17 protein-coding genes, 1 tRNA gene, 5 pseudogenes and 1 riboswitch are annotated in these 21,669 nt (G+C 71.9%); of the genes and pseudogenes, 9 read left to right on the top strand and 14 right to left on the bottom strand.

From position 1 onward, the window contains the following. Nucleotides 1–4: 4 nt before the first annotated feature. Entirely contained in the window at nucleotides 5–259 is a 255-nt protein-coding gene (locus QQK35_RS12875) for a hypothetical protein (RefSeq protein WP_284254522.1), read from the bottom strand. Nucleotides 260–309: 50 nt separating this feature from the next. Between QQK35_RS12875 and QQK35_RS12870 the strand changes: the two genes are divergently transcribed. From QQK35_RS12870 to pstB, 7 genes and pseudogenes are all read left to right on the top strand, one after another. Next, a complete protein-coding gene (locus QQK35_RS12870) occupies nucleotides 310–996 on the top strand; it encodes a response regulator transcription factor (protein WP_284254521.1) in 687 nt (228 codons plus the stop codon). 117 nt (nucleotides 997–1,113) lie between these two features. Next, nucleotides 1,114–3,287: pseudogene (locus QQK35_RS12865) on the top strand (RNA degradosome polyphosphate kinase). A 10-nt stretch (nucleotides 3,288–3,297) separates the two neighbouring features. Next, complete coding sequence (locus tag QQK35_RS12860) at nucleotides 3,298–4,224, top strand: NUDIX hydrolase (RefSeq protein ID WP_284254520.1); 927 nt, start codon at nucleotides 3,298–3,300, stop codon at nucleotides 4,222–4,224. Between the two features lie 134 nt (nucleotides 4,225–4,358). After that, nucleotides 4,359–5,498, top strand: coding sequence for a substrate-binding domain-containing protein (locus QQK35_RS12855; RefSeq protein WP_284254519.1), 1,140 nt, complete (start codon nucleotides 4,359–4,361; stop codon nucleotides 5,496–5,498). A gap of 79 nt (nucleotides 5,499–5,577) precedes the next feature. Then, a pseudogene (gene pstC, locus QQK35_RS12850) lies at nucleotides 5,578–6,602 on the top strand (phosphate ABC transporter permease subunit PstC). After that, nucleotides 6,599–7,705: a phosphate ABC transporter permease PstA gene (pstA, locus tag QQK35_RS12845; protein ID WP_284254518.1), complete on the top strand. Its 1,107-nt coding sequence runs from the start codon at nucleotides 6,599–6,601 to the stop codon at nucleotides 7,703–7,705. Before pstC ends, pstA begins: the two are co-directional and overlap by 4 nt. A 23-nt stretch (nucleotides 7,706–7,728) precedes the next feature. Continuing rightward, the gene (pstB, locus tag QQK35_RS12840; RefSeq protein WP_284254517.1) at nucleotides 7,729–8,508 is read left to right on the top strand and encodes a phosphate ABC transporter ATP-binding protein PstB; all 780 of its coding nucleotides are present in this window, start codon (nucleotides 7,729–7,731) and stop codon (nucleotides 8,506–8,508) included. A 244-nt stretch (nucleotides 8,509–8,752) separates the two neighbouring features. On the opposite strand, the gene QQK35_RS12835 is transcribed toward pstB, so the two are convergent. Continuing rightward, nucleotides 8,753–9,298, bottom strand: a complete 546-nt coding sequence (locus QQK35_RS12835; protein ID WP_348534940.1) for a DNA-directed RNA polymerase subunit beta — start codon at nucleotides 9,296–9,298, stop codon at nucleotides 8,753–8,755. A 36-nt stretch (nucleotides 9,299–9,334) separates the two neighbouring features. On the opposite strand from QQK35_RS12835, the gene QQK35_RS12830 reads away from it, so the two are divergent. Next, nucleotides 9,335–9,407: transfer RNA gene (locus tag QQK35_RS12830), tRNA-Lys, on the top strand. Nucleotides 9,408–9,493: 86 nt separating this feature from the next. Here the strand turns inward: QQK35_RS12830 and QQK35_RS12825 are convergent. After that, nucleotides 9,494–10,560, bottom strand: a pseudogene (locus QQK35_RS12825) (VIT1/CCC1 transporter family protein). Then, the gene (locus tag QQK35_RS12820; RefSeq protein WP_284254516.1) at nucleotides 10,560–11,486 is read right to left on the bottom strand and encodes an aldose 1-epimerase family protein; all 927 of its coding nucleotides are present in this window, start codon (nucleotides 11,484–11,486) and stop codon (nucleotides 10,560–10,562) included. Before QQK35_RS12820 ends, QQK35_RS12825 begins: the two are co-directional and overlap by 1 nt. A 51-nt stretch (nucleotides 11,487–11,537) precedes the next feature. On the opposite strand from QQK35_RS12820, the gene QQK35_RS12815 reads away from it, so the two are divergent. Then, nucleotides 11,538–12,272: a hypothetical protein gene (locus QQK35_RS12815; protein ID WP_284254515.1), complete on the top strand. Its 735-nt coding sequence runs from the start codon at nucleotides 11,538–11,540 to the stop codon at nucleotides 12,270–12,272. Between the two features lie 16 nt (nucleotides 12,273–12,288). Here QQK35_RS12815 and QQK35_RS12810 read toward each other — a convergent pair whose 3' ends face one another. The 10 genes and pseudogenes from QQK35_RS12810 to QQK35_RS12765 all read right to left on the bottom strand — a co-directional run bounded on the left by QQK35_RS12810 (nucleotide 12,289) and on the right by QQK35_RS12765 (nucleotide 21,633). Further along, a complete protein-coding gene (locus QQK35_RS12810; RefSeq protein ID WP_284254514.1) occupies nucleotides 12,289–12,681 on the bottom strand; it encodes an aldose epimerase family protein in 393 nt (130 codons plus the stop codon). Beyond that, nucleotides 12,642–13,196 carry an aldose epimerase family protein gene (locus QQK35_RS12805; RefSeq protein ID WP_284254513.1) on the bottom strand — a complete coding sequence of 185 codons (555 nt, stop codon included), beginning with the start codon at nucleotides 13,194–13,196 and terminating at the stop codon, nucleotides 12,642–12,644. The genes QQK35_RS12810 and QQK35_RS12805 overlap by 40 nt, the downstream gene beginning before the upstream one ends. Beyond that, nucleotides 13,193–14,083, bottom strand: coding sequence for a bifunctional methylenetetrahydrofolate dehydrogenase/methenyltetrahydrofolate cyclohydrolase (locus tag QQK35_RS12800; protein WP_284254512.1), 891 nt, complete (start codon nucleotides 14,081–14,083; stop codon nucleotides 13,193–13,195). The genes QQK35_RS12805 and QQK35_RS12800 overlap by 4 nt, the downstream gene beginning before the upstream one ends. After that, nucleotides 14,080–15,373 (bottom strand): annotated as a pseudogene (glyA, locus tag QQK35_RS12795) (serine hydroxymethyltransferase). Before glyA ends, QQK35_RS12800 begins: the two are co-directional and overlap by 4 nt. A 22-nt stretch (nucleotides 15,374–15,395) precedes the next feature. Continuing rightward, nucleotides 15,396–15,479: riboswitch (ZMP/ZTP riboswitch) on the bottom strand. Further along, nucleotides 15,478–16,434: a hypothetical protein gene (locus QQK35_RS12790; protein WP_284254511.1), complete on the bottom strand. Its 957-nt coding sequence runs from the start codon at nucleotides 16,432–16,434 to the stop codon at nucleotides 15,478–15,480. (Overlaps the previous riboswitch by 2 nt.) A gap of 68 nt (nucleotides 16,435–16,502) precedes the next feature. Further along, nucleotides 16,503–17,360 (bottom strand): PfkB family carbohydrate kinase, encoded by an 858-nt coding sequence (locus tag QQK35_RS12785; RefSeq protein ID WP_284254510.1) that lies wholly within the window; start codon nucleotides 17,358–17,360, stop codon nucleotides 16,503–16,505. Further along, on the bottom strand, nucleotides 17,357–18,340 hold the full coding sequence (locus QQK35_RS12780) for an ADP-ribosylglycohydrolase family protein (RefSeq protein ID WP_284254509.1): 984 nt from the start codon (nucleotides 18,338–18,340) through the stop codon (nucleotides 17,357–17,359). The genes QQK35_RS12785 and QQK35_RS12780 overlap by 4 nt, the downstream gene beginning before the upstream one ends. Continuing rightward, the gene (locus tag QQK35_RS12775) at nucleotides 18,337–18,819 is read right to left on the bottom strand and encodes an isochorismatase family protein (protein ID WP_284254508.1); all 483 of its coding nucleotides are present in this window, start codon (nucleotides 18,817–18,819) and stop codon (nucleotides 18,337–18,339) included. The genes QQK35_RS12780 and QQK35_RS12775 overlap by 4 nt, the downstream gene beginning before the upstream one ends. A 138-nt stretch (nucleotides 18,820–18,957) precedes the next feature. Then, nucleotides 18,958–20,440: pseudogene (locus QQK35_RS12770) on the bottom strand (purine-cytosine permease family protein). After that, entirely contained in the window at nucleotides 20,440–21,633 is a 1,194-nt protein-coding gene (locus tag QQK35_RS12765; protein WP_284254507.1) for an MFS transporter, read from the bottom strand. Before QQK35_RS12765 ends, QQK35_RS12770 begins: the two are co-directional and overlap by 1 nt. Nucleotides 21,634–21,669: the final 36 nt, after the last annotated feature.

The raw sequence follows: 21,669 nt of genomic DNA, 5'->3' as shown, positions 1-21,669 counted from the left end.
CAGTCTACCGGCCGAGGCTCAGCGCCGCCGTGGCGAGGCCGACGATCACGAGAGCGCCGGAGAAGCTCAGGATCAGCCGGGTCACGAACCCCTCTTTGCGCTGCACACCCAGCTGGATCGCGATGGTCACGAGCACGCACAGCGCCATGACGATCGGCAGCCAGACGAGGCTGCGCCCCGGTGCGATGACCGCGACGACCACGGCCCCGGCGAGTGCGACGACCCAGACCGGGACGACGGTGCCGATCTGCCACGCCATGCCCGCCAGATTACCGCCGATAGACTCGTCGCACCCTTCAGGAGGCTCCGTTGGCCCAGCTGCTCATCCTGACCCAGGCGGTCGCGGGCGACGTGCTGCCCGCGCTGGGGCTCCTGAGCCACCGCGTGCGCACGATCCCCGCGCAGCCGGCGGCCCTCGTCAACGCCCCCGCCACCGACCTGATCCTCGTCGACGCGCGCGCCGATCTCGCGAGCGCCAAGTCGCTGTGCAAGATCCTCACCACCACCGGCGTCGCCGTGCCGCTGGTGCTCGTGCTCACCGAAGGCGGTCTGACGGCGGTCTCCGCCGACTGGGGCGTCGATGACGTGCTCCTCGAGAACGCGGGGCCCGCCGAGGTGGATGCCCGCATCCGCCTCGTGATCGGACGACTCGCCCAGCGGCAGGAGGCGGGCTCCAAGATCCAGGCATCCGGCGTCGTGATCGACGAGGCCAGCTACTCCGCGAAGGTGCACGGGCGGCCGCTCGACCTCACCTTCAAGGAGTTCGAGCTGCTGCGCTTCCTCGCGACCCATCCGAACCGGGTGTTCACGCGCGAGCAGCTGCTCAGCGAGGTGTGGGGCTACGACTACTTCGGCGGCACCCGCACCGTCGACGTGCACGTGCGGCGGCTGCGCGCGAAGCTCGGCGACCTCGAGTCGCTCATCGGCACGGTGCGCAACGTCGGCTACCGCTTCAACGTCGCCGAGGAGGACGACGCGCTCGCTCCCGTTCTGTAACTCCAGACGAACTTCCGGAGAACCTGGCGGCCGAGACGGCCGCCAGCGCTGGCGTCGCGGCGAAGGCCAGAAATGGCCTTCGCTCCAAGCTCCAGCGCGCGGTGACAGGATGGGGCGATGGAGACGGAGAGCCCTCTCGGCGACGCGACGATCGCCGCCGACCTGCTCGACGACTACGAGCCGGAGCCGGTCTGGATCGACGACGGCACGCTGCCCTCCGATCGGTTCCTCGACCGCGAGCTCAGCTGGCTCGCGTTCAACCAGCGTGTGCTCGAGCTCGCCGAGGACGAGACCGTGCCGCTGCTCGAGCGGGCCAATTTCCTCGCGATCTTCGCCGACAACCTCGACGAGTTCTTCATGGTGCGCGTCGCCGGGCTCAAGCGCCGGATCGAGACCGGGATCGCCGTGCCGACCAACGTGGGCACCGCCCCCTCGACGTGCTGACCGGCGTCGGCGAGAAGGCGCATGAGCTGCAGGAGCGGCACGCCCGCGTCTTTCACGACGAGATCAAGCCGGCGCTGGACGCGGCCGGCATCCACATCGAGAACTGGTCGGATCTCGACGAGAACGACCGCACCCGCATCGACGAGATCTTCTCGGCGCAGATCTTCCCGGTGCTCATGCCACTCGCGGTCGATCCGGCGCATCCGTTCCCCTACATCTCCGGCCTGTCGCTCAACCTCTCCGTGCGGGTGCGCAACCCGAAGGCGGGCCGCACCGAGTTCGCGCGCCTGAAGGTGCCGCAGAACCTGCCGCGGTTCGTCGAGCTGCCTGATGACGCGAGCGGCCTCGTGCGCTACATCCCCCTCGAGGACCTCATCGCCAACCATCTCGGCGAGCTGTTCCCCGGCATGGAGATCCTCGCCACCCACGAGTTCCGCGTCACGCGCAACGAGGACGTCGAGATCGAGGAGGACGAGACCGAGAACCTGCTGCAGGCACTCGAGAAGGAGCTGCGTCGCCGCCGGTTCGGCCCGCCGATCCGGCTCGAGATCAGCGAGGACATGGACGACGTCACGCTGCAGCTGCTCATGTCGGAGCTCGAGATCACCGAGCAGGAGGTCTACCGCCTCCCCGGACCGCTCGACCTCAGCGATCTGTTCGAGATCACCGGCATCGACCGGCCCGAGCTGAAGTACCCGAAGCAGGTGCCGACGACGGCTGCCCAGTTCCGGCCGGCCGAGCCGACCGACAAGGCCGACATCTTCGCCGCCATCGGCCGCGGCGACGTTCTCGTGCACCACCCGTACGAGTCGTTCGCGACGAGCGTGCAGGCGTTCATCGAGCAGGCGGCCGTCGACCCGAACGTGCTCGCGATCAAGCAGACCCTCTATCGCACGAGCGGCGACAGCCCCATCGTGGAGGCGCTCATCCAGGCCGCGCAGAACGGCAAGGCCGTGCTCGCGCTGGTCGAGATCAAGGCCCGCTTCGACGAGGAGGCCAACATCGGCTGGGCGCGCAAGCTCGAGCGGGCGGGCGTGCACGTCGTCTACGGGCTGGTCGGGCTGAAGACGCACTGCAAGCTCCTGCTCGTGGTCCGGCAGGACCGCGACGGCGTGCTGCGGCACTACAGCCACATCGGCACGGGCAACTACAACCCGAAGACGAGCCGCATCTACGAGGACCTCGGCCTCTTCACGACGAGCAACACCGTCGGCAAGGACCTCACCCGGCTGTTCAACGAACTGAGCGGCTACGCGATCGAGAAGAAATTCAAGCGCCTGCTCGTCGCGCCGCTGCATCTGCGGGCCGGCCTCATCAAGCACATCGACACCGAGGCGCAGAACGCGCTCGACGGCAAGCCCGCCCGCATCCGGATCAAGGTCAACTCGATGGTCGACGAGCTCGTCATCGACGCGCTGTACCGGGCGAGCCAGGCGGGTGTCGAGGTCGACGTGTTCGTGCGCGGCATCTGCTCGCTGCGTCCGGGGATCGCGGGACTGAGCCAGAACATCCGGGTGCGCAGCGTGCTGGGCCGCTACCTCGAGCACTCGCGCGTGTTCTGGTTCGCGAACGACGGCGATCCGCAGGTCTACATCGGCAGCGCCGACATGATGCACCGCAATCTCGACCGCCGCGTCGAGGCGCTCGTGCGCCTGCGGCGCGCGGAGCACATCGTCGAGCTCGAGGAGCTGTTCGACCTCGCGATGAGCGATGCGACGGCATCGTGGTGGCTGGAAGAGGACGGCACCTGGAGCCGCCATGCGCGTGACGAGCGCGGCGAGCCGCTGCGCGATCTGCAGGTGGAGCTGGCCCGGCGGATCGGATCCCGACGACGGGTGGCCCGGTGAGCCCCTCCCCGTGCTCGCGGCCGGCGCGGTGTGCTGGCGCGAGGGCGCCGACGGCCGGGTCGAGATCCTGCTGGTGCACCGCACGCAGCACCGCGACACCTCGCTGCCCAAGGGCAAGGTGGATCCCGGCGAGACGCTGCCGGAGACGGCCGTGCGCGAGATCGCCGAGGAGACCGGTCTGCTCGTGGGGCTCGGCACGCCCCTCGGGGTGGTCCGCTACAAGCTGCCGAGCGGGCGGCCCAAGGAGGTCTCGTACTGGGCCGCCGAGGTCGGGGAGCTCGCGATCGCCAACTCGACGTTCGAGTCGAACGACGAGATCGAGCGCCTCAGCTGGGTGACGATCCCCGCCGCGCGCGAGCAGCTCAGCTATCCGCACGACATCGACATCGTCGACCGCTTCGACGAACTGCACCGGCTCGGTCGCGCCCGCACGTTCGCGATCATCGCGCTGCGGCACGGCAAGGCGGTGCCGGCGGAGAACTGGGACGGCCCGGATGCCACCCGCCCCCTCCTGCAGCGCGGCGTCGACCAGGCCCTCAGCGTGGCGCCCGGCATCGCGGCCTTCCGGCCGGAGCGCCTCTACAGCTCGCCCGCCGAGCGCTGCCAGAGCACGATCGCGCCGACGGCGCGGCTGACCGGACTCGACGTGACGCTCAAGCCCGGCATCTCCCAGGACGACTACACCGACGACGGCGGGCGCGTGGCCCGGATCGTCGCCAAGCGCCTCCGACAGCGGCGCACCGCCGTGCTCTGCAGCCACGGTCCCGTGCTGCCGCAGATCATCGCCGCGGCGGCCGCGGGAGCCGGGTACCGCCACGTCGCGAAGCTGCGGCGTGCCGCACAGCTGAGCACGGGCGAGTACGCCGTGCTGCACATCCCGGTCGACGACCCGGATTCGGGCCCCGTCGCGGTCGAGGTGCACAGCCCGACGGTCTGAGGCACGGGCGCGGAGTTCCGGCCTCGTTCACCTCGCGTTCACCGGCACGGCCGAGGGTGGTCACGCGCCGTTCCTAGCGTCGGAGCGGATCCCGCAACGGGTCCGTCCCGAATCCACATTCCGAAGGGAACTCCGTGAACATCAAGCGCGTCAGCGCGATCGCGGCGATCGCCGGGGCCTCCGCCCTCGTGCTCGCCGCCTGCTCCACCGGCGGCGGCAACAGCGGCTCGACCTCCGGCCCCGACACCGCGGTGAACAGCTCCGCGGTCGTCGGTCCGAAGATCGACTCGAGCCTGGGCGGCACGATCACCGCGGGCGGCTCGAGCGCCCAGGCCAACGCGCAGACCGCGTGGGCCGCCGCGTTCCAGGCCCAGGCTTCGGGGATCACCGTGAACTACGACAAGTCGCAGGGCTCCGGCGGCGGCGTGACCAACTGGCTGAACGGCTCGTACGACTTCGCCGGATCGGACGCGGCGCTGAACCCGACGCAGTTCGCGCAGGCGAAGACCCTGTGCGCGGGCGGCGACCCGGTCGATCTGCCCGCGTACCTCTCGGGCGTCGCCGTCATCTACAACCTGCCCGGGGTGAAGCTGCAGCTGCGCTCCGCCACGGTGGCGAAGATCTTCACCCGGCAGATCACGTCCTGGGGTGACCCGGCCATCGCGGCGGACAACCCCGGCGCCGCACTGCCCGCGGGTCCGATCACCGTGGTGACCCGCTCCGACGGTTCGGGCACCACCGCGAACTTCACGACCTACCTGCACGACACCCAGCCGAGCATCTTCACGCAGGCCCCGGGCACGGCGTGGCCGGTGCCCGGCACGAGCGGCCAGCAGGGCGGTTCGGGCGTGGTGACCGCGGTCGCGGCGGGCGAGGGCACGATCGGCTACGCCGACCAGAGCTCGATCAACGGCGCGACGGCTGCCAGGATCCAGGTCGGCACGGGCACGGACTTCGTGGGCTACACCGCCGCGGGCGCCACGGCGGCGTTCGAGGCGGGAGCCACGGTGCACTCGCAGGGCACGGGCGACATGTCCGAGGTGATCGACTACTCGAAGATCACCGACGCGTCGGCCTACCCGATCCCGCTGCTGTCGTACGTCATCACCTGCACGGCGCACAAGGAGGCGACCCAGGGCGAGCTCACCCGGGCGTACCTCGGCTTCGTGCTGAGCACGCTGGGGCAGCAGGTGGGCGCCAAGAACGCGGGCGCCGCGCCCCTGCCCAACAGCGTGCTGAAGCAGGCGCAGAAGACGATCGCGACCATCAAGTAGTCCGCACTACCCTTCCCCCATCGGTCGCGCCGACGGCCGCCATCCCCGGACGAGAGAGAGCCCCGTGAGCAACGAGACCATCTCTCGTCCGGGCACCGGCCGGCCGGCCGACGCGACCACGGGGAAGGCGGGAGGCCGTCCGGCCGACCGTGTCTTCCTCGGCCTGAGCACCGGATCCGCCGCGCTGATCATGGTGATCCTCGCGGCGGTCGCGCTGTTCCTGATCATCCGGGCGGCGCCCGCGATCGCGGCGAACTGGACCACCGACCCGAACCTGTCGCACGGCACGACGGCCGGGCACGCCGACTTCTGGTCGTACGTGCTCCCGCTCATCTGGGGCACCCTGTGGTCGTCGGCCATCGCCCTGGTGATCGGCGCGCCCATCGCGATCGGGATCGCGCTCTTCATCTCGCACTACGCACCGCGCCGGCTCGCCGGCATCCTGGGCTATCTCGTCGACCTGCTCGCCGCGGTGCCCTCCGTGGTCTTCGGCCTGTGGGGCATCTTCGTGATCCGCCCCTTCCTGCTGCCCGCCGAGCAGTGGCTCGTGCAGCACCTCGGCTGGATCCCGCTGTTCGAGGGTCCGCAGTCCGGCACCGGCTCGACGATGCTCGCCGGCGGCATCGTGCTGGCCGTCATGATCCTGCCGATCGTCACCTCGATCTCGCGCGAGATCTTCCTGCAGACCCCGCGGCTGCACGAGGAGGCCGCGCTCGCGCTCGGCGCCACCCGGTGGGAGATGATCCGCTACGCGGTGTTCCCGTACGCGCGGTCGGGGTGGTCAGCGCCGTCCTGCTCGGGCTCGGCCGGGCGCTCGGGGAGACCATGGCGCTGGCGCTGATCATCTCGCCGTCGCTGATCTTCTCGCTCGCGATCGCCACCGACACCCGCAATTCGCAGACGATCGCCGCGAACCTCGCCCTCAACTTCCCCGAGTCCAACGACCCGCAGCGCCAGGCGCTCATCGGCACGGGGCTCATGCTGTTCGTGATCTCGCTCGCCGTGAACTTCCTGGCGCGCGGCATCATCACGCGCACCGGCCGGACGTCGACGCGGCGCCTCCGCCGGGCGACGCGCCGCGCCGCGGGAGGTGACGACGCGTGAGCACCGGCACGATCGGCAAGCGCGGCGCGGCGCGCCGGCCGCAGGCGAACAGCCTGACCTCGGGACAGCTCCCGCGGTTCTTCGAGCTGTACGCGCTGGCGGGGTCGCTCTTCGTCGCCGCCGGCCTCCTCGCGATCATGGGCTTCAACGTCGTCGGCTGGCTCGTGGCGTCGGCGATCCTGTATCTGGTGTCGCTCGGCGCCTTCTCGTCGATCGTCGAGAACCGCCGCAGGGCGACCGACCGCGTCGTCCGCGGCCTCGTCATCGTCGCGTTCCTGCTGGCCGTGATCCCGCTCGTCTCAACGCTCTGGGAGGTCGTGTCGCGCGGCATCCCGGCGCTGGACTGGGACTTCATCTCGACCTCGAGCGGCGCGACGTTCGACCCGAGCACCCTCAAGGTGACCGTGCGGTACGGCGCGCTGCAGTCGATCGTCGGCACGCTCATCATCACGGGCATCGCCGCCGTCATCTCGATCCCGATCGGCATCCTGACCGCCGTCTACCTCGTCGAGTACGCCCGCCCCGGCAACTGGATGGCGCGCACGGTCACCTTCCTCGTCGACGTCATGACCGGTATCCCGTCGATCGTCGCCGGTCTGTTCGCGTTCTCGCTGTTCAGCATCCTCGTGGGACCGAAGGCATTCAGCGGCTTCTCGGCATCGGTCGCCCTGTCAGTGCTGATGATCCCGATCGTCGTGCGCTCGAGCGAGGAGATGCTGAAACTCGTGCCGCAGGAGCTGCGCGAGGCCTCCTACGCGCTCGGGGTCTCACGGTTCTCGACGATCACGAAGGTCGTGCTGCGGACCGCGGTCGCCGGCCTCGTCACGGGCGTCATGCTGGCCATCGCCCGCGTCATCGGCGAGACGGCCCCGATCTTCATCGCCGCGAGCTTCTCGAACAACTTCAACGCCGATCCGTTCCACGATCCGATGAACACGCTCGCGGTGCAGATCTACGCGGCGTTCAAGTTCCCGGGTCAGGATGTGGCGCAGTCGTTCCAGTCGGCCTGGGGCGCCGCGGTGCTCCTCGTGATCCTCGTCGTCATCCTCAATCTCATCGCTCGCCTGGTCGCGCGCTTCTTCGCGCCCCGGGGCCTGCGGTAACCCCCACGAAAGACGGAATGCCAGTGTCCAAGCGCATCGAGGTCAACGACCTGAACGTCTACTACGGCGACTTCCTCGCCGTGGAGGGCGTCTCCATGACGATCGAGCCGCGCACCGTGACGGCCTTCATCGGTCCGTCCGGGTGCGGCAAGTCGACGTTCCTGCGCACGCTCAACCGCATGCACGAGGTGATCCCCGGCGCGCACGTGCGGGGCGAGGTGCTCATCGACGGCAACGACCTCTACGGCCCGGGGGTCGACCCGGTGCTCGTGCGACGCCAGGTCGGCATGGTGTTCCAGCGGCCGAACCCGTTCCCGACGATGTCGATCGCCGACAACGTGCTCGCCGGCGTGCGCTTGAACAATCGCCGGATGCCGAAGAGCGACGCCGACGACCTGGTCGAGACCTCGCTGCAGGGCGCCAATCTCTGGAACGAGGTGAAGGACCGCCTGCACCTGCCCGGCTCGAGCCTCTCGGGCGGTCAGCAGCAGCGGCTCTGCATCGCGCGCGCGATCGCCGTGTCGCCCGACGTGCTCCTCATGGACGAGCCGTGCTCGGCCCTCGACCCGATCTCGACGCTGGCGATCGAGGACCTCATCGAGGAGCTCAAGCAGGAGTACACGATCGTGATCGTGACCCACAACATGCAGCAGGCGACCCGGGTGAGCGACAAGACGGCGTTCTTCAACATCGCGGGCACCGGCAAACCGGGCAAGCTCATCGAGTACGACACGACGTCGACGATCTTCACCAACCCGAACGTGCAGGCGACCGAGGACTACGTCTCGGGCAAGTTCGGGTAGCGCGCGCCTCGCTCAGAGGATGGATGGTGCCGGGCCGCGGAACGCCTCTCGGCGCAAGGCCGCTCGAAGCGGCGGAAATTGGAGCCCGGGGTTACCGCGGCCCAGCGCGTTCCACCCTAGAACACGTTGCGCCGCGTGGGCGTCGCTCCGCTGCGCGCGAACTACTCGAGGGAGTCGTCGCGCGCGAGGCGGGCGCAGGCGCTGAGCTCCTCGCCCGTCGTGGTGAGCCGCAGGGCACGCGTCGTCAGCTCGCGGGCGCGCTCCGGATCGGTCGCCTCCTGGTCGTCGGCGATGCTCGACGCCCCGGCCGCGGCGACCCGGCAGAACGCCGCCGCCCGATCGAGGGCGATCGCGAAGTCCCCTCGAACAGCCCGCGCAGGATGCGATCCGCCAGCTCGTCGATCTCGCTCGGCCCGGCGGGGGTCGGCGCCCCCGCGACGACCGGGTCGATCGTGCGCAGCACCTCGACCCCGCGCTGGAACAGGATCGCCGCGGTCGCCGGGTCGTGATGGATCATGGCCCGCACGAGGTAGATCCGCCACAGCGCGCCGGGCAGGCTCGTCGGCGCCGACCGCGCCCACAGTTCCGCGAGCGCGTCGATGCCGTGCTCGTCGGTGTAACTGACGAGACGCTCCACGACCTCCGGATCCTCGCTGCGACGGGCGCGCGCGAGCAGGGCCCGGGCGCTCTCGTGCGCCGCACGCATGATCGCCGCGGGATCCTCCCCACCGGCGAACGCCTCGAACTCCCCGCCGCCGAAGTGGGCGGGCTTGTGGAAGTCGGCGGCCATCCCTCCACGGTACGCGCCGGTACGCTGGGGGCTGACGGGCCTGTAGCTCAGTTGGTAGAGCATCGGACTTTTAATCCGCGGGTCGTGGGTTCGAGCCCCACCGGGCCCACCCTCTGCTTGCTCGCGAATGACCGATTTTGACCGCGTCCGCGCGTGGCAAGCCGCAAAAACTGGTCACTCGCGGGCGAGCACCCGTCAGATCCCCGCCGCGCCGAACAGCAGCCCGAGCAGATACGTCACGAGCGCGGCGCCGAAGCCGATCGCGAGCTGACGCAGCGCGCGCTTGAGCGGCGAGGCGCCCGACAGGATGCCGACGACGGCCCCGGTCGCGAGAAGCGCGACCCCGACGGCGGCGGCGGCGATCACGACGGCGGCGACGTCGCTCGCGCCGAGCAGGTAGGGCAGGACGGGGATGAGCGCACCCGACCCGAAGAACAGGAAGCTCGAGATGGCGGCACGCCACGGCGATCCGACCGCCTCGTTCTCGTCGACGCCGACGGCGGCCGCGTCGTCCTCGTCGAGGCGCAGCGTCGAGAGCACCTGCGCGGCGTGCGCCGTCGCCTCCGCCTCGCTCATGCCGCGGGCGCGGTAGACGAGGGCGAGTTCGTTCGCGTCGACGTCGAGGTGGGGCAGCGCCGCCTGCGACGCGGGATCGGGACGGGATGCCTCGAGCAGCTCCCGCTGCGACCGCACCGAGACGTACTCCCCGCACCCATCGACAACGCGCCCGCGAGCAGCCCGGCGACGCCGGTGAACAGCACCGTCATCCGGTCGACGCCGGTCGCGCCGATGCCGAGCACGAGGGCGAGGTTGCTCACCAGGCCGTCGTTGGCGCCGAACACCGCCGCGCGGAAGGTGCCGGCGAGCTGGGTGCGGCCGCGCGCCGCGAGTCCGCGGAGCACCTCGCCGTGGATCCGCTCGTCGGCGGCCATGGTCTCGGTGGCATCCTCGTCACGCCCGTACGGCGAGCGCCCCTCGGCGCGCTGGGCGAGCACCAGCACGAACAGCGAGCCGAACCGCCGGGCCAGGAACACCAGCAGCCGGGTGCGGAGGTCGGTGCGCCGCGGCGACCCGGCCTGGTCGCCGAGCAGCGCGAGCCAGTGCGCCTCGTGCCGCCCCTCGGCATCGGCGAGTCCCTGCAGCACCGCACGCTCCTCGCCGCTGCTGCGGCCGGCGAGCTCACGATAGAGCTGAGCCTCGGCCCGCTCGTCGGCGAGGTACTGCCGCCACCTCCGGATGCGGCGGTCGCGATCCCCGGCCATCAGGCCTCCGCGCGGCGCAGCTCCCAGCCGCCCTCCCACGTCTCGCCTGGGGCGATCCAGACCAGGTCGGTGCCGGAGTTGAGCGCGTCCGGCGGGGCGGTCATCGGCTCCACCGCGACGGCGTCGATCGGCCCGTCGGGGCTCGCGTACTGATGCGTCGTGTAGACCTGCGCCCAGCCCCACGCGACGTCCTGGCGCAGGATCGTGCGGGCGCCATCCGGTGCCACGAGCGTCGCGCTCGTGCCCCGGCCGCCGTCGACGTCGGTGAGGGTCAGCTCGCCATACGCCGTGTCGAGGGCGAGGTCGCCGACGCGGGGGTCGCCGCGCAGATCGAACGCGGTGCCGTCGACCGGCGGCAGCCCGGTCGGATTGAGCCGGTCGTCGACCGCGAGATACCGCGCGGCCGGAACGGTGATCCGCAGGTCGGCGATCGGGGCGTCCCCGACGCGGAGGAAGGGGTGGGTGCCGGTGGCATAGGGGGCGGGGTCGGCGGAGTGGTTGACGGCGCCGTGCGTGACCTCGAGACCGTCGTCGAGCAGCCGGTAGCGCACCCAGGTCTCGAGCACGAACGGCCAGCCGTGCTGCGGATAGATCGTCGCGGCGAGCGTCACCTGATCGTCGGCGCGATCGCGGACCTCGTACTCCGTGAACTGGAGAAGCCCGTGCAAGGCGTTGCCGCGATCCACCTCGGTGATGTCGAGCTGCTGCGGGCGCCCGTTCCACGTCCAGCGGGCATCGCGCACCCGATTCGGCCACGGCGAGAGCACGATGCCGTTGCTGCTCGCCGGAGGCCGGTCGTCGGGGGTCGGCTGCGTGAGATCGGCTCCGCCGACCGTCAGGGAGCGCAGCGCGGCCGCGACCGTGCCGATGCGCGCCTCCGCGGCGCCGCGACGCAGGAACAGGGGTTCACCGACGGGCTGAATCACCTTCGGATCCTACGCGGCGCGCCGTCGGGTGCTCCTGCTACCGTCGTCGCCATGCGCAGGTCGGGCGTGCTCGCCATCGCGGCGTTCGCGGGCGTGCTCGCCCTCACGGCGTGCGCGCCGGCGCACCCCGCGCACTCCTCCGGCGCGAAGCCGGTGAAGAGCCGGCACGCGACGCCGAGCGCGACGCCCACCCCGACCGAGTCGCCGCTGCCGTCCGACGTGCTGTTCCAGATCACGGCGGTCGCGACCGCCCCGGATGGGAGCGCCGCAACGTTCATCGAGACCGTGAAGGCACCCGTCGAGCGCACCGAGCATCAGAGCGGCGACGAGACGACGCTCGACCAGCAGTGCGAGGGCTGGCGCCAGGCGTTCCCGACCATCCAGTACCTCGAGGCGACCGTCACGTCGACGCTCAAGCCGGGCGACACGTGGAGCGACGATGACGGCCGCATCGCGATCGACATGGCCGGCTACCCGATCTGGAACGGTGACCAGGAGCCGTATCAGCAGCTGTGCGCGACCGCGCTGGCCGTCATCCCCGGCACGGCGCACGCCGTCTCGCCGGTGGCCGGCGGCAAGCCGGATGCGATCGGCGGCTGGGCGGTGTTCCGCTACGGGTTCAGCGCGGTCGGCGCCGATGGCGCAGCGGCGTCCGACGGCGTCTCGTTCACCCGCTGCCACCTGCAGCTCGGCGATGCGGCGACGTCGAGCATCTTCGCGAGCACCTGGGCCGCGCATCCCGAGACCGACGGCGGGGCGGCCTGCAAGTTCGGCGGCACCAGTTAGTCGGACCGCGCGTCGCTCACGCCGCGCGGATGCCCCACGACGCCGACCACTCGGCTCCCGGCGCGAGGTGCGCGAGCCCGAGACGTGAGTTGAGGGCGTCCGGCGGGGCCGTCATCGGCTCCAGCGCGACCGCGAGTCCCGTGCCGTCCGGGCGCGGGTGGTCGCGGGGCGTGTAGACCTGCAGCCATCCGAACGCCGGATCGGCCCAGAGCACGGTGCGGCCGCCATCCGGAGCCCGCAGCTCGGCGATCGGACCGGTCGCGTCGCCGTTCGCGAGACCGGTGTACGCGGTGTTGGCGTCGATGCCGGCGAGCGCGGTGGGCCGGTGCAGGTCGTGCTCCGCGTCGATCGGGTGGATGCCGAGGGCATTCAGCCGTTCGTCCTTGTCGAGCCACGCCGTGGCGGCCACCGCGAGCTCGAGCTGTTCGACCGGGTGCGCGCCGCTGCGGAGGTAGGGTGCGCCCCCACCGCCCACGGCGCCGACGCATCGGAGCCGTTGACCGCCCGGTGCGTCACCGTGACGCCGTCGTCGTCGAGCCGGTACGTCACGCGCGTCTCGAGCGTGAACGGCCAGCCCGGCTGGGGCACGATGAGGGCGCCGAGCTCGAGGGTCGACGCCGTGCGCTCCACGACGCGGTACGCGGTGTTGCGCAGCAGACCGTGCGAGGCGTTCCCGTATGCCGGCTCGGTGATCGCGAGCTGCTGCACCACGCCGTCGTGCGTCCAGCGTCCGTCGCGCACCCGGTTCGGCCACGGCGCGAGCACGAGGCCGTTGCCCTGGGGAGCGATCGCGGTGGCCGGCACGGGCTCGGTGAGCTCGCGACCGTCGACCGTCAGCGAGCACAGCGCCGCGCCCAGCGGCGACACCTGCGCCCGCGCCGCGCCGTGCTCGAGCGCGATCCGCGGGATCGCGGGTGCGGTCATGCGGCGGCGAGCCGGCGCTCGGCCGACAGGACGACGTTCTGCAGCAGCATGGCCCGCGTCATCGGCCCGACGCCGCCGGGGTTCGGCGAGAGCCAGCCTGCGACCTCGGCGACATCCGGATGGATGTCGCCCGCCAGCTTCGCCTTGCCGCTCGCGGTGGTGCCGACGCGGGTCACGCCCACGTCGAGCACGGCCGCGCCCGGTTTGACCCAGTCGGGCTGCACGAGGTGCGGCACGCCCACAGCCGCCACGACGATGTCGGCCCGGCGCACCTCGGCGGCCAGGTCGACCGTGCGCGAGTGCGCGAGGGTGACGGTGGCGTCGACGCCCTTGCGCGTCAGGAGCAGACCCATCGGCCGGCCGACGGTGAGGCCGCGGCCGATGACGACGGCATGCCGGCCGGCGATCGGCACGTCGTGCCGGCGCAGCAGCTCGATGATGCCGTTCGGCGTGCAGGGCAGCGGTGTGCGCAGCTCGCCGTCGACGCCGAGCACGAGCTCGCCCAGGTTGAGCGGGTGCAGCCCGTCGACGTCCTTGGCGGGATCCACCGCGACGAGGGCGGCGTGCTCGTCCATGCCACGCGGCAGCGGCAGCTGCACGAGGTAGCCGGTGACCGCCGGATCCGCGTTGAGCTTGGCGATCTCGGCGTGCACCTGGGCCTCGGTGGCGTCGGCGGGGAGGTCGACGCGGATCGACTCGATGCCCACCTCGGCGGAGTCGCGGTGCTTGCCGCCGACGTAGGAGAGCGATCCGGGGTCGTCGCCGACGAGGAGGGTGCCGAGACCGGGCACGATCCCCCGCTCGCGGAGGGCGGCGATCCGGACCTTCAGCTCCTCCTTGATCGCCGACGCCGTCGCGATCCCGTCGAGCCGGATGGCGGGGGTCATCGCCACGTCCCCGGGGACTCGAGGCCCTCGTAGAGCGGGAAGCGGTCGGCGAGGGCGCGCACCCGCTCGCGCAGGGCCGGGATGTCGGGTTCGGAGGGGTGCAGCGCCGTGCCGATGATGTCGGCGACCTCGCGGAACTCGTCGTCGCCGAACCCGCGGGTGGCGAGCGCGGGCGTGCCGATGCGCACACCCGACGTGACCATCGGGGGCGCGGGTCGAAGGGGACCGCGTTGCGATTGACGGTGATCCCGACCTCGTGCAGCAGGTCCTCGGCCTGCTTGCCGTCCAGCGGCGAGGTGCGCAGGTCGGCGAGCACGAGGTGCACGTCGGTGCCGCCGGTCAGCACGTCGAGGCCGCCCGCCCTCGCCTCGTCGGTGGTCAGGCGCTCGGCGAGCAGCTGCGCGCCCGAGACGGTGCGCCGCTGCCGGTCGGCGAACTCGGCGTCCGCCGCGAGCTTGAACGCCACGGCCTTCGCCGCGATCACGTGCATGAGCGGTCCGCCCTGCTGGCCCGGGAAGACGTTGGAGTTGAGCTTCTTGGCGATGTCCGCCTCGTTGCTCAGGATGAAGCCGGAGCGCGGCCCGCCGATCGTCTTGTGCACGGTCGACGAGGTCACGTGCGCGTGCGGCACGGGGCTCGGGTGCAGCCCCGCGGCCACCAGCCCCGCGAAGTGCGCCATGTCGACCCAGAGGGTCGCGCCCACCTCGTCGGCGATCGCCCGGAAGGCCGCGAAGTCGAGCTCGCGCGGGTAGGCCGACCAGCCGGCGATGATCACCTTCGGCTTCACCTCGAGGGCGGCATCCCGCACCGCGTCCATGTCGATGCGCATCGTCTCGGGGTTCACGCCGTAGGCGTGGGCCTCGTAGAGCTTGCCCGAGAAGTTGAGCCGCATGCCGTGCGTGAGGTGGCCGCCGTGCGCGAGCTCGAGTCCCAGGATGCGGTCGCCGGGCTCCGCGATCGCCGACAGCACCGCGGCGTTCGCGCTCGCACCCGAGTGCGGCTGCACGTTGGCGTAGGCCGCCCCGAACAGGCTCTTGGCACGCTCGATCGCGAGGTTCTCGACGATGTCGACGTACTCGCAGCCGCCGTAGTAGCGGCGGCCGGGGTACCCTCCGCGTACTTGTTCGTGAGCACGGAGCTGGCGGCCTCGAGCACGGCGCGCGGCACGAAGTTTTCGCTCGCGATCATCTCGAGCGTCGAGCGCTGGCGGCCGAGTTCCAGCTCGAGCGCCTCCGCGACCTCGGGATCGACCTCCGCGAGCGGAGCCAGGAACGAACGGGACGATGACATGTCGGGCTCCTCACGGTCGGATGTCGGCGGCCCAGGCGTACGGCCGCGTTCCGTGTGAGCCGCTCCCCGGTGGTGATCCACCCGAACGCCAGTCGCGACCCTGCTCAGTGTACTGAACCGCGCCGCTGCCTCACGAGGGCCAGCGCGGTGAAGGCGAGGGCCAGCAGGACGAGCACCGACTGCTCCGCGATCGCGACCGGTCCCGCGGGGATCGCGTTGCGCATCCCGACCCAGACGTAGGTCAGCACCGCCCCTGCGGCGAGACCGACCGGCGCCGGACGCAGCGCGCCGATGAGCACGGCGAGCGCCGCGAGTGCGAGGAGGGTGACGCCGACCGCGAGCCACGGGTCGCCGATCCCGCGCGCCAGCTGCGCCGCGCTCAGCAGCACGGCCGAGAGCACGATGCCCAGCACGACGCGACCGGAGTCGCGGGCCGCACCGGGCTCGGGCAGCAGCACCGCGACGACGACGAGCACCACCACCGCGACGACGGAGCCGAGCAGCCGGAGCGGGTCGGGGTCGTAGCCGCGCACCCCGGGCACGGACGCGAAGAACACGGCGACAGCGGCGAGCGCGGTCAGCACCGGGAACAGGACGAGCCCGAAGCGGCCGAACCAGGCGCGTTGCGGCCCGCCGTCCGCCGGTGTCGCGATCGCCTCCGCGAGCGCGATCGGGGTCGCGACGCTCCACACCATTTGCAGCATGAGCACGAACACGAGCCACGGACCGGAGGTGCCGAGCAGCGGGATGAAGCCCTGCTCGAGCAGGTGCGCGCCGAGGTAGTGCGGGTCGAACAGCGACTGCGTGACCAGGCCCTCCTCGATCACGCCCCAGGCGAGGCCGAGCAGCAGGATCGTCGGCCAGCCGCGCCCCAGCCGCCGCGTGACCTCGCGGATCGTGATCGCGGCCGACCCGTAGAACAGCGTGTAGAGCAGCACCTCGACGACCTGCTCGACGACCGGCGCGGGAGCGCCGCTCAGGTACTGGTCACCGAGCAGGAACTCGGCGATGAGACCGGCGGGGAGGGCGAGGGTGATCCAGCGCAGCAGTTTGATCGGCATGCTCCGAGCCTCATCCGCGACGACTCCGGATGCCTCGGCCGCCCGTCACGCCTCTCCCGTGACATTCGTCACGGCCCCCGCTCGGCGAGGAACGCGTCGAGCTCGGCCCGGGTCGGGGCGCCGGCCGGACCGCGCCGGGTCACGGCGATCGCGGCGGCCGCGTTCGCCCGGCGTGCCGCGTCGACGGCATCGAGCCCCGCGCCGAGCCCGGCGAGGAACACCCCGACGTGCACATCGCCGGCGCCGTTGGTGTCGACCGCATCGACCGCGAATCCCGGCACGGTGACGCCGTCGACCGTGCAGCCGCCGGCGCCGCGCCGGATCAGCACGCGGAACCCGCCCGCCGGGATCGCGTCGGCTTCGGCCGTGTTGGCGCTCCACCAATCCGCGCGTGCCACGACGGGTGCCAACACCTCGCGGGGCAGCGTCGACGCGAGCGGGCCCGGGTCGACGAGCACGACCACCTCGCGCGGCACCGACCCGATCCAGGCGGCGATCTCCGGCCCGCTCGGCTCGCGCGCGAGGGCGTACCCGGAGACGTGCAGCAGGTCGCCGGCGCCGAGTACGAGGCCGTGCGGATCGCCGAGCGCCTCGGCGCCGACCGTCGTGAGGAAGCTGCGCTCGCCGCCCGGTTCGACGATCGCGACGTCCCACCCGGTATCGCGATCCCGGATCGGATCGGCGAGCACGGCGATCCCCTCGGCCCCGAGCGCCGAGCGCACGAGGTCGCCGAACGGGCCGGTGCCGTGGCCGCCGGCGTACGCCGCGGCGGCCCCCTGCCGCCGGGCCGCGACGAGGGTCGTCGCGCTGCCGCCGACCGCGGTCCGCGACGAGGTCGCCGTGACATCCGCCCCCGAGCGCGGCAGCTCGGGCAGCTCGAGCAGCAGATCGACCACGGCGTTGCCGACGCTGACGACGCGCGTCACGCGGCCGCCCGGAGCGCCAGCAGCCCGCCGACGAGCGGCTCGAGGTCGAGCTCGTTCACCGTGGTGACGGTCTGCACGGCGCCCGCCGGCCACGCCGAGCCGGTCGCACCGGCGATCGCGCCCGCCATCGCCCCGATCGTGTCGGTGTCGCCGCCGTGGTTGGCCGCCGCCAGGCAGGCCGTCCAGCCGTCACCGCCGGCGAGCGCCAGGATGCCGAACGCGGCCGGCACCGACTCCTGCGTCGCAAGGCTCGTGCCGACCAGCGCGATCAGCCGCTCGGCCCCGTCGGGATGCGCGGTGAGCGCGACCGCCCAGCCGATGCGGGCCGCCACCGAGGCGCCCGCGATCCAGTGCCCGCGCCGCTCGCCGAGCTCGGCGGCGGCGATCGCCACCTCGGTCGCGGCGGCGCGGTCGGCGCCGTCGATCCCCGCGCTCACCGCCGCCGCGACGGCGGCGGCTCCCGCGATCGCGATGCCCGTGTCGTGCGTCGGTCGGCACGCCTCGGCGACCAGGTCGACGAGCGCCGCGAGGTCGCGCGATCCGGTCGCGATGCCGACCGGCGCGATGCGCATCGCGGCGCCGTTCGTCGTGCCGGTGCGGCCCGCGTCGGCCGGGTCGGCACCCGCGCGGATCGCCGCGATCGCCGCCCGCGTCGACGGGCCGAGCAGATCGAGCGAGCCGCGGGCCCGCATCCGGTCCTCCCATGCGGCCAGCCGGTCGGCCCACTCCCGGGCCGGCACGCGTCCGCCCGTCTCCAGCAGCAGCCGGCCGAGCAGGAGCGCCTGCTCGGTGTCGTCGGTCACCGAGCCCGCCGGCAGCCCGGCCGCGATCGGATGATCGTGCACCGCCGCCCGGAAACCCTCGATCGCGCCGTACCGCTCCACGATCGCGTCCGGCGACAGCAGCTGGGTCGGCATCCCGAGCGCGTCGCCGATCGCCAGGCCCTGCAGGGCGGCGAGGGCCCGCGCGCTCCCGGTCACTTCCCCGCCAGCACCTCGTCGACGCTCGTGATCTCGATGAGCGGGCCGTACAGCGCCATCGCGTCGAGGGCGCGCTGGTGGTCGGCCGGGCTGATCCCGGCGCACGCGTCCGCGACGACGCGCACGTGCACGCCGGCATCCGCGGCCGCGAGCGCCGTCGAGATCACGCAGCAGTCGGTCGAGACCCCCGTGAGCACCATCTCGGTCGAGCCGCCCATCGCGGCCTCGAATGCGGCGTCCCACTTGCCGAAGGTCGGCCGCGTCTCGAGGTGCGGCGCGAGGTCGCGGAACGGCTCGCTCAGCGCGTAGAGCGGGTCGTCGTCGGGCACGAGCGCGAACGCCCACTGCTCGTAGTACGGCACCCACGCCCCGCGCGGCCGCTCGGGAGCGACGAATCGCGTGAAGATCGCGTCGCCGCCGAACGCGGGCAGCAGCCGCTGGATGCCGGCGGACGCGGTCGCGTAGTCCGGCGCCCCCACGGGCTCGGGGGCTCGAAGATCGCCTGCATGTCGATCGCGACGAGGACGGGCTTCGCTTCAGAGCGACGGTCATTTCTGACCGTCGCCGCGGCCCCAGTCCCGGAGGCCGTCTCGGCCTCCGGTTCGCTGGCGGCCATGTCAGCTCTCCGCGGCGGTCGCGGCCTCCTGCCGGCGGATGCGCGCCCGGCCGAAGATCAGCGTGCCGACGAAGCCGATCACGAGCGCGAACAGCACGCCCAGGTTGGCGTAGGCCCACGCGCCGTCCTTGCCGCCGATGATCCCGAGGAAGTAGCCCTGCCAGGTCAGCCACGACACGGAGGCGGTCGCCACGACGAAGCCCCAGCCGACCGCGGTGCCGACGAGGATCAGGATGACCGCGGTCCCGTTCACGCTGCCGTAGCGGCCGCGCGAGGTGTAGAGCTCCTTGTCGGCGTAGTCGCGCCTGCGCAGCAGGATGTCGGCGAGGAAGATGCCGCCCCACGCCGCGATCGGCACGCCGAGCGTGATGAGGAAGCCCTGGAACGGGCCGACGAAGTCCTTGGCCGCGAAGATGACGATGGCGGCGCCCGCGATCATGATGATGCCGTCGATGCCCGCCGCCATCGGCCGAGGCAGGCGGAGGCCGGCGCTCAGCAGCGCGAGGCCCGACGAGTAGATGTCGAGGATCGCCCCCGATGAGCCCGAGGATCGCGACGATCGCGAACGGCACGAGGAACCACACCGGCAGGATCGAGGTGAGCGCGCCGATCGGGTCGCCCGCGATGGCGTCGCTCAGCTTCTTGGACGACCCCGCGAGCAGCACGCCGAAGACCACCAGGATCGCCGGCGCGATCGCCGCTCCGAACGTCGTCCAGCCGACGACGCCGCCCGAACGCGCCGAGCGCGGCAGGTAGCGCGAGTAGTCGGCGGCGGCGTTGATCCAGCCGAGCCCGAATCCGGTCATCATGAGCACGAACGCGCCGATCACCGGGCCGATGGCGCCGGCCGGCAGGGACGACACCGCGGCCCAGTCGATCTTCGGGATGACGAGGATGAGGTAGATCACCGTGACGATGCCCGTCACGATCGTGATGATCACCTGCAGCCTGATGATCAGGTTGAAGCCGTAGATGCCCGCGATCACGATGATCGCGGCGATGACGAGCAGCGCGACGACCTTGATGACGACGCTGTCCTTGGGGCCGCCGAGCTCACCGATCACCGTCGAGGTGGCGAGCACCGAGAGCACGCACAGCACCGTCTCCCACCCGACCGTGAGCAGCCAGGAGATGATCGACGGCAGCCGGTTGCCGTTCACGCCGAAGGCGGCGCGGCTGAGCACCATCGTGGGCGCCGATCCGCGCTTGCCCGCGAGCGAGATGAAGCCGCAGAACAGGAACGAGATCGCCAGGCCGACGACGCTCACGATGCTGGCCTGCCAGAAGTTCACCCCGAAGCCGAGCACGAACGAGCCGTAGCTGATCGCCAACACCGAGACGTTGGCCGCGAACCACGGCCAGAACAGCCCGGAGGGACGACCCTTCCGCTCGCTCTCGGCGATCGTCTCGAGGCCGGTGAGTTCCACGCCCCGCGGGTGCTGGAAGTTTCCTGGGTCGTCGTCATGGCCCCGGAGTCTAGCGATCAGCCGGGATGCCGCGCGATGCGCACCCGGTCGGTCGCCACGAGGAACGCGAGCCCCGCGACGAGGAAGGCGACCTCGGCGAACGGCAGGATGCCGAGCCCGAACCCGTCGAGCAGCACGCCGCCGAGCAGCGCGCCGCCGCCGATCGACACGTTGAAGGCGATCGTGGTCCAGGCGGAGCCGATGTCGCGCAGCCGCTGCGACGTGCCGTGCATCATGCGCGCCTGCAGCAGCGCCGGGATGCCGCCGAACCCGATGCTCCACGCGATGAGCGCCGCGATGGTCGCCGGGTCGGAGACGCCGGCCAGGACGCCCGCGAGCGTCAGCGACGCGATGAGCAGGATGATCAGGCCGATGATCGTGCCCCGCGGGAAGCGGTCGCCGAGCGCGCCGGCGATGGCGAGGCCGAGCGCGCCGGCGACGCCGAACACGAGCAGGAGCGGGGCGACGGCACCCGTCCCCATCGCGGCCGCCTGGGCGATCCAGGGCGCGATGTAGGTGTAGAAGACGTTCTGCCCGGTGGCGATGAGCACGACCGTCACGCACACGATGACGATGACGATGATCGTGCGGTCGCGGTGCGGCGCCAGCTCGATGGGCCCCGTCACGGGGGAGCCGAGATGCGAGACCGGCGGCAGCAGGAACACGACCAGCAGCGCGAACGCGAGCACGGCGAGGCCGGTCACGAAGAACGCGAGCCGCCAGCCGAGCGCGTGCCCGAGGGCGGTGCCGACCGGCACGCCCAGCACGAAGGCCGCCGACGATCCGAAGCCGGTGACCGCGATCGCACGCGACAGCAGGTGACGCGGCACGAGGCGCGCGGCGTACGGGGCGGTCACCGCCCAGAACAGCCCGTGCGCCAATCCGCCCAGCACCCGCGCCGCCAGCAGGAACTCGTAGCTCGGGGCGACCGCGCACAGCACGTTGACGACGAAGAAGACGCCCAGCGTCACGACCATGAGCCACTTGCGCGAGAAGCGCTGAGTCAGTGCCGTGAGCGGCGCCGTCGTCACGACCACGGTGCCCGCGAAGACCGTGACCAGGAGGCCGACCTGCGACTCCGACACCCGCAGCCCGTGGGCGATGTCGGGCAGGAGGCCGGTGGGCAGGAACTCGCTGGTGTTGTTGACGAAGATCGCGCCCGCGATCAGGAGGAGCCGGAAGAGCGGGAAGGGGGCGGTCCGCTCGGTCATCTCGCGTGCAGCCTATGACCTTCCCGGCCGCCGATT

The organism is Pseudolysinimonas kribbensis (assembly GCF_030161895.1).
Lineage (GTDB): Bacteria > Actinomycetota > Actinomycetes > Actinomycetales > Microbacteriaceae > Pseudolysinimonas > Pseudolysinimonas kribbensis.
The sequence above is the reverse complement of the archived record's forward strand: the minus strand, read 5'-3'. Positions and strand labels throughout refer to the sequence as shown.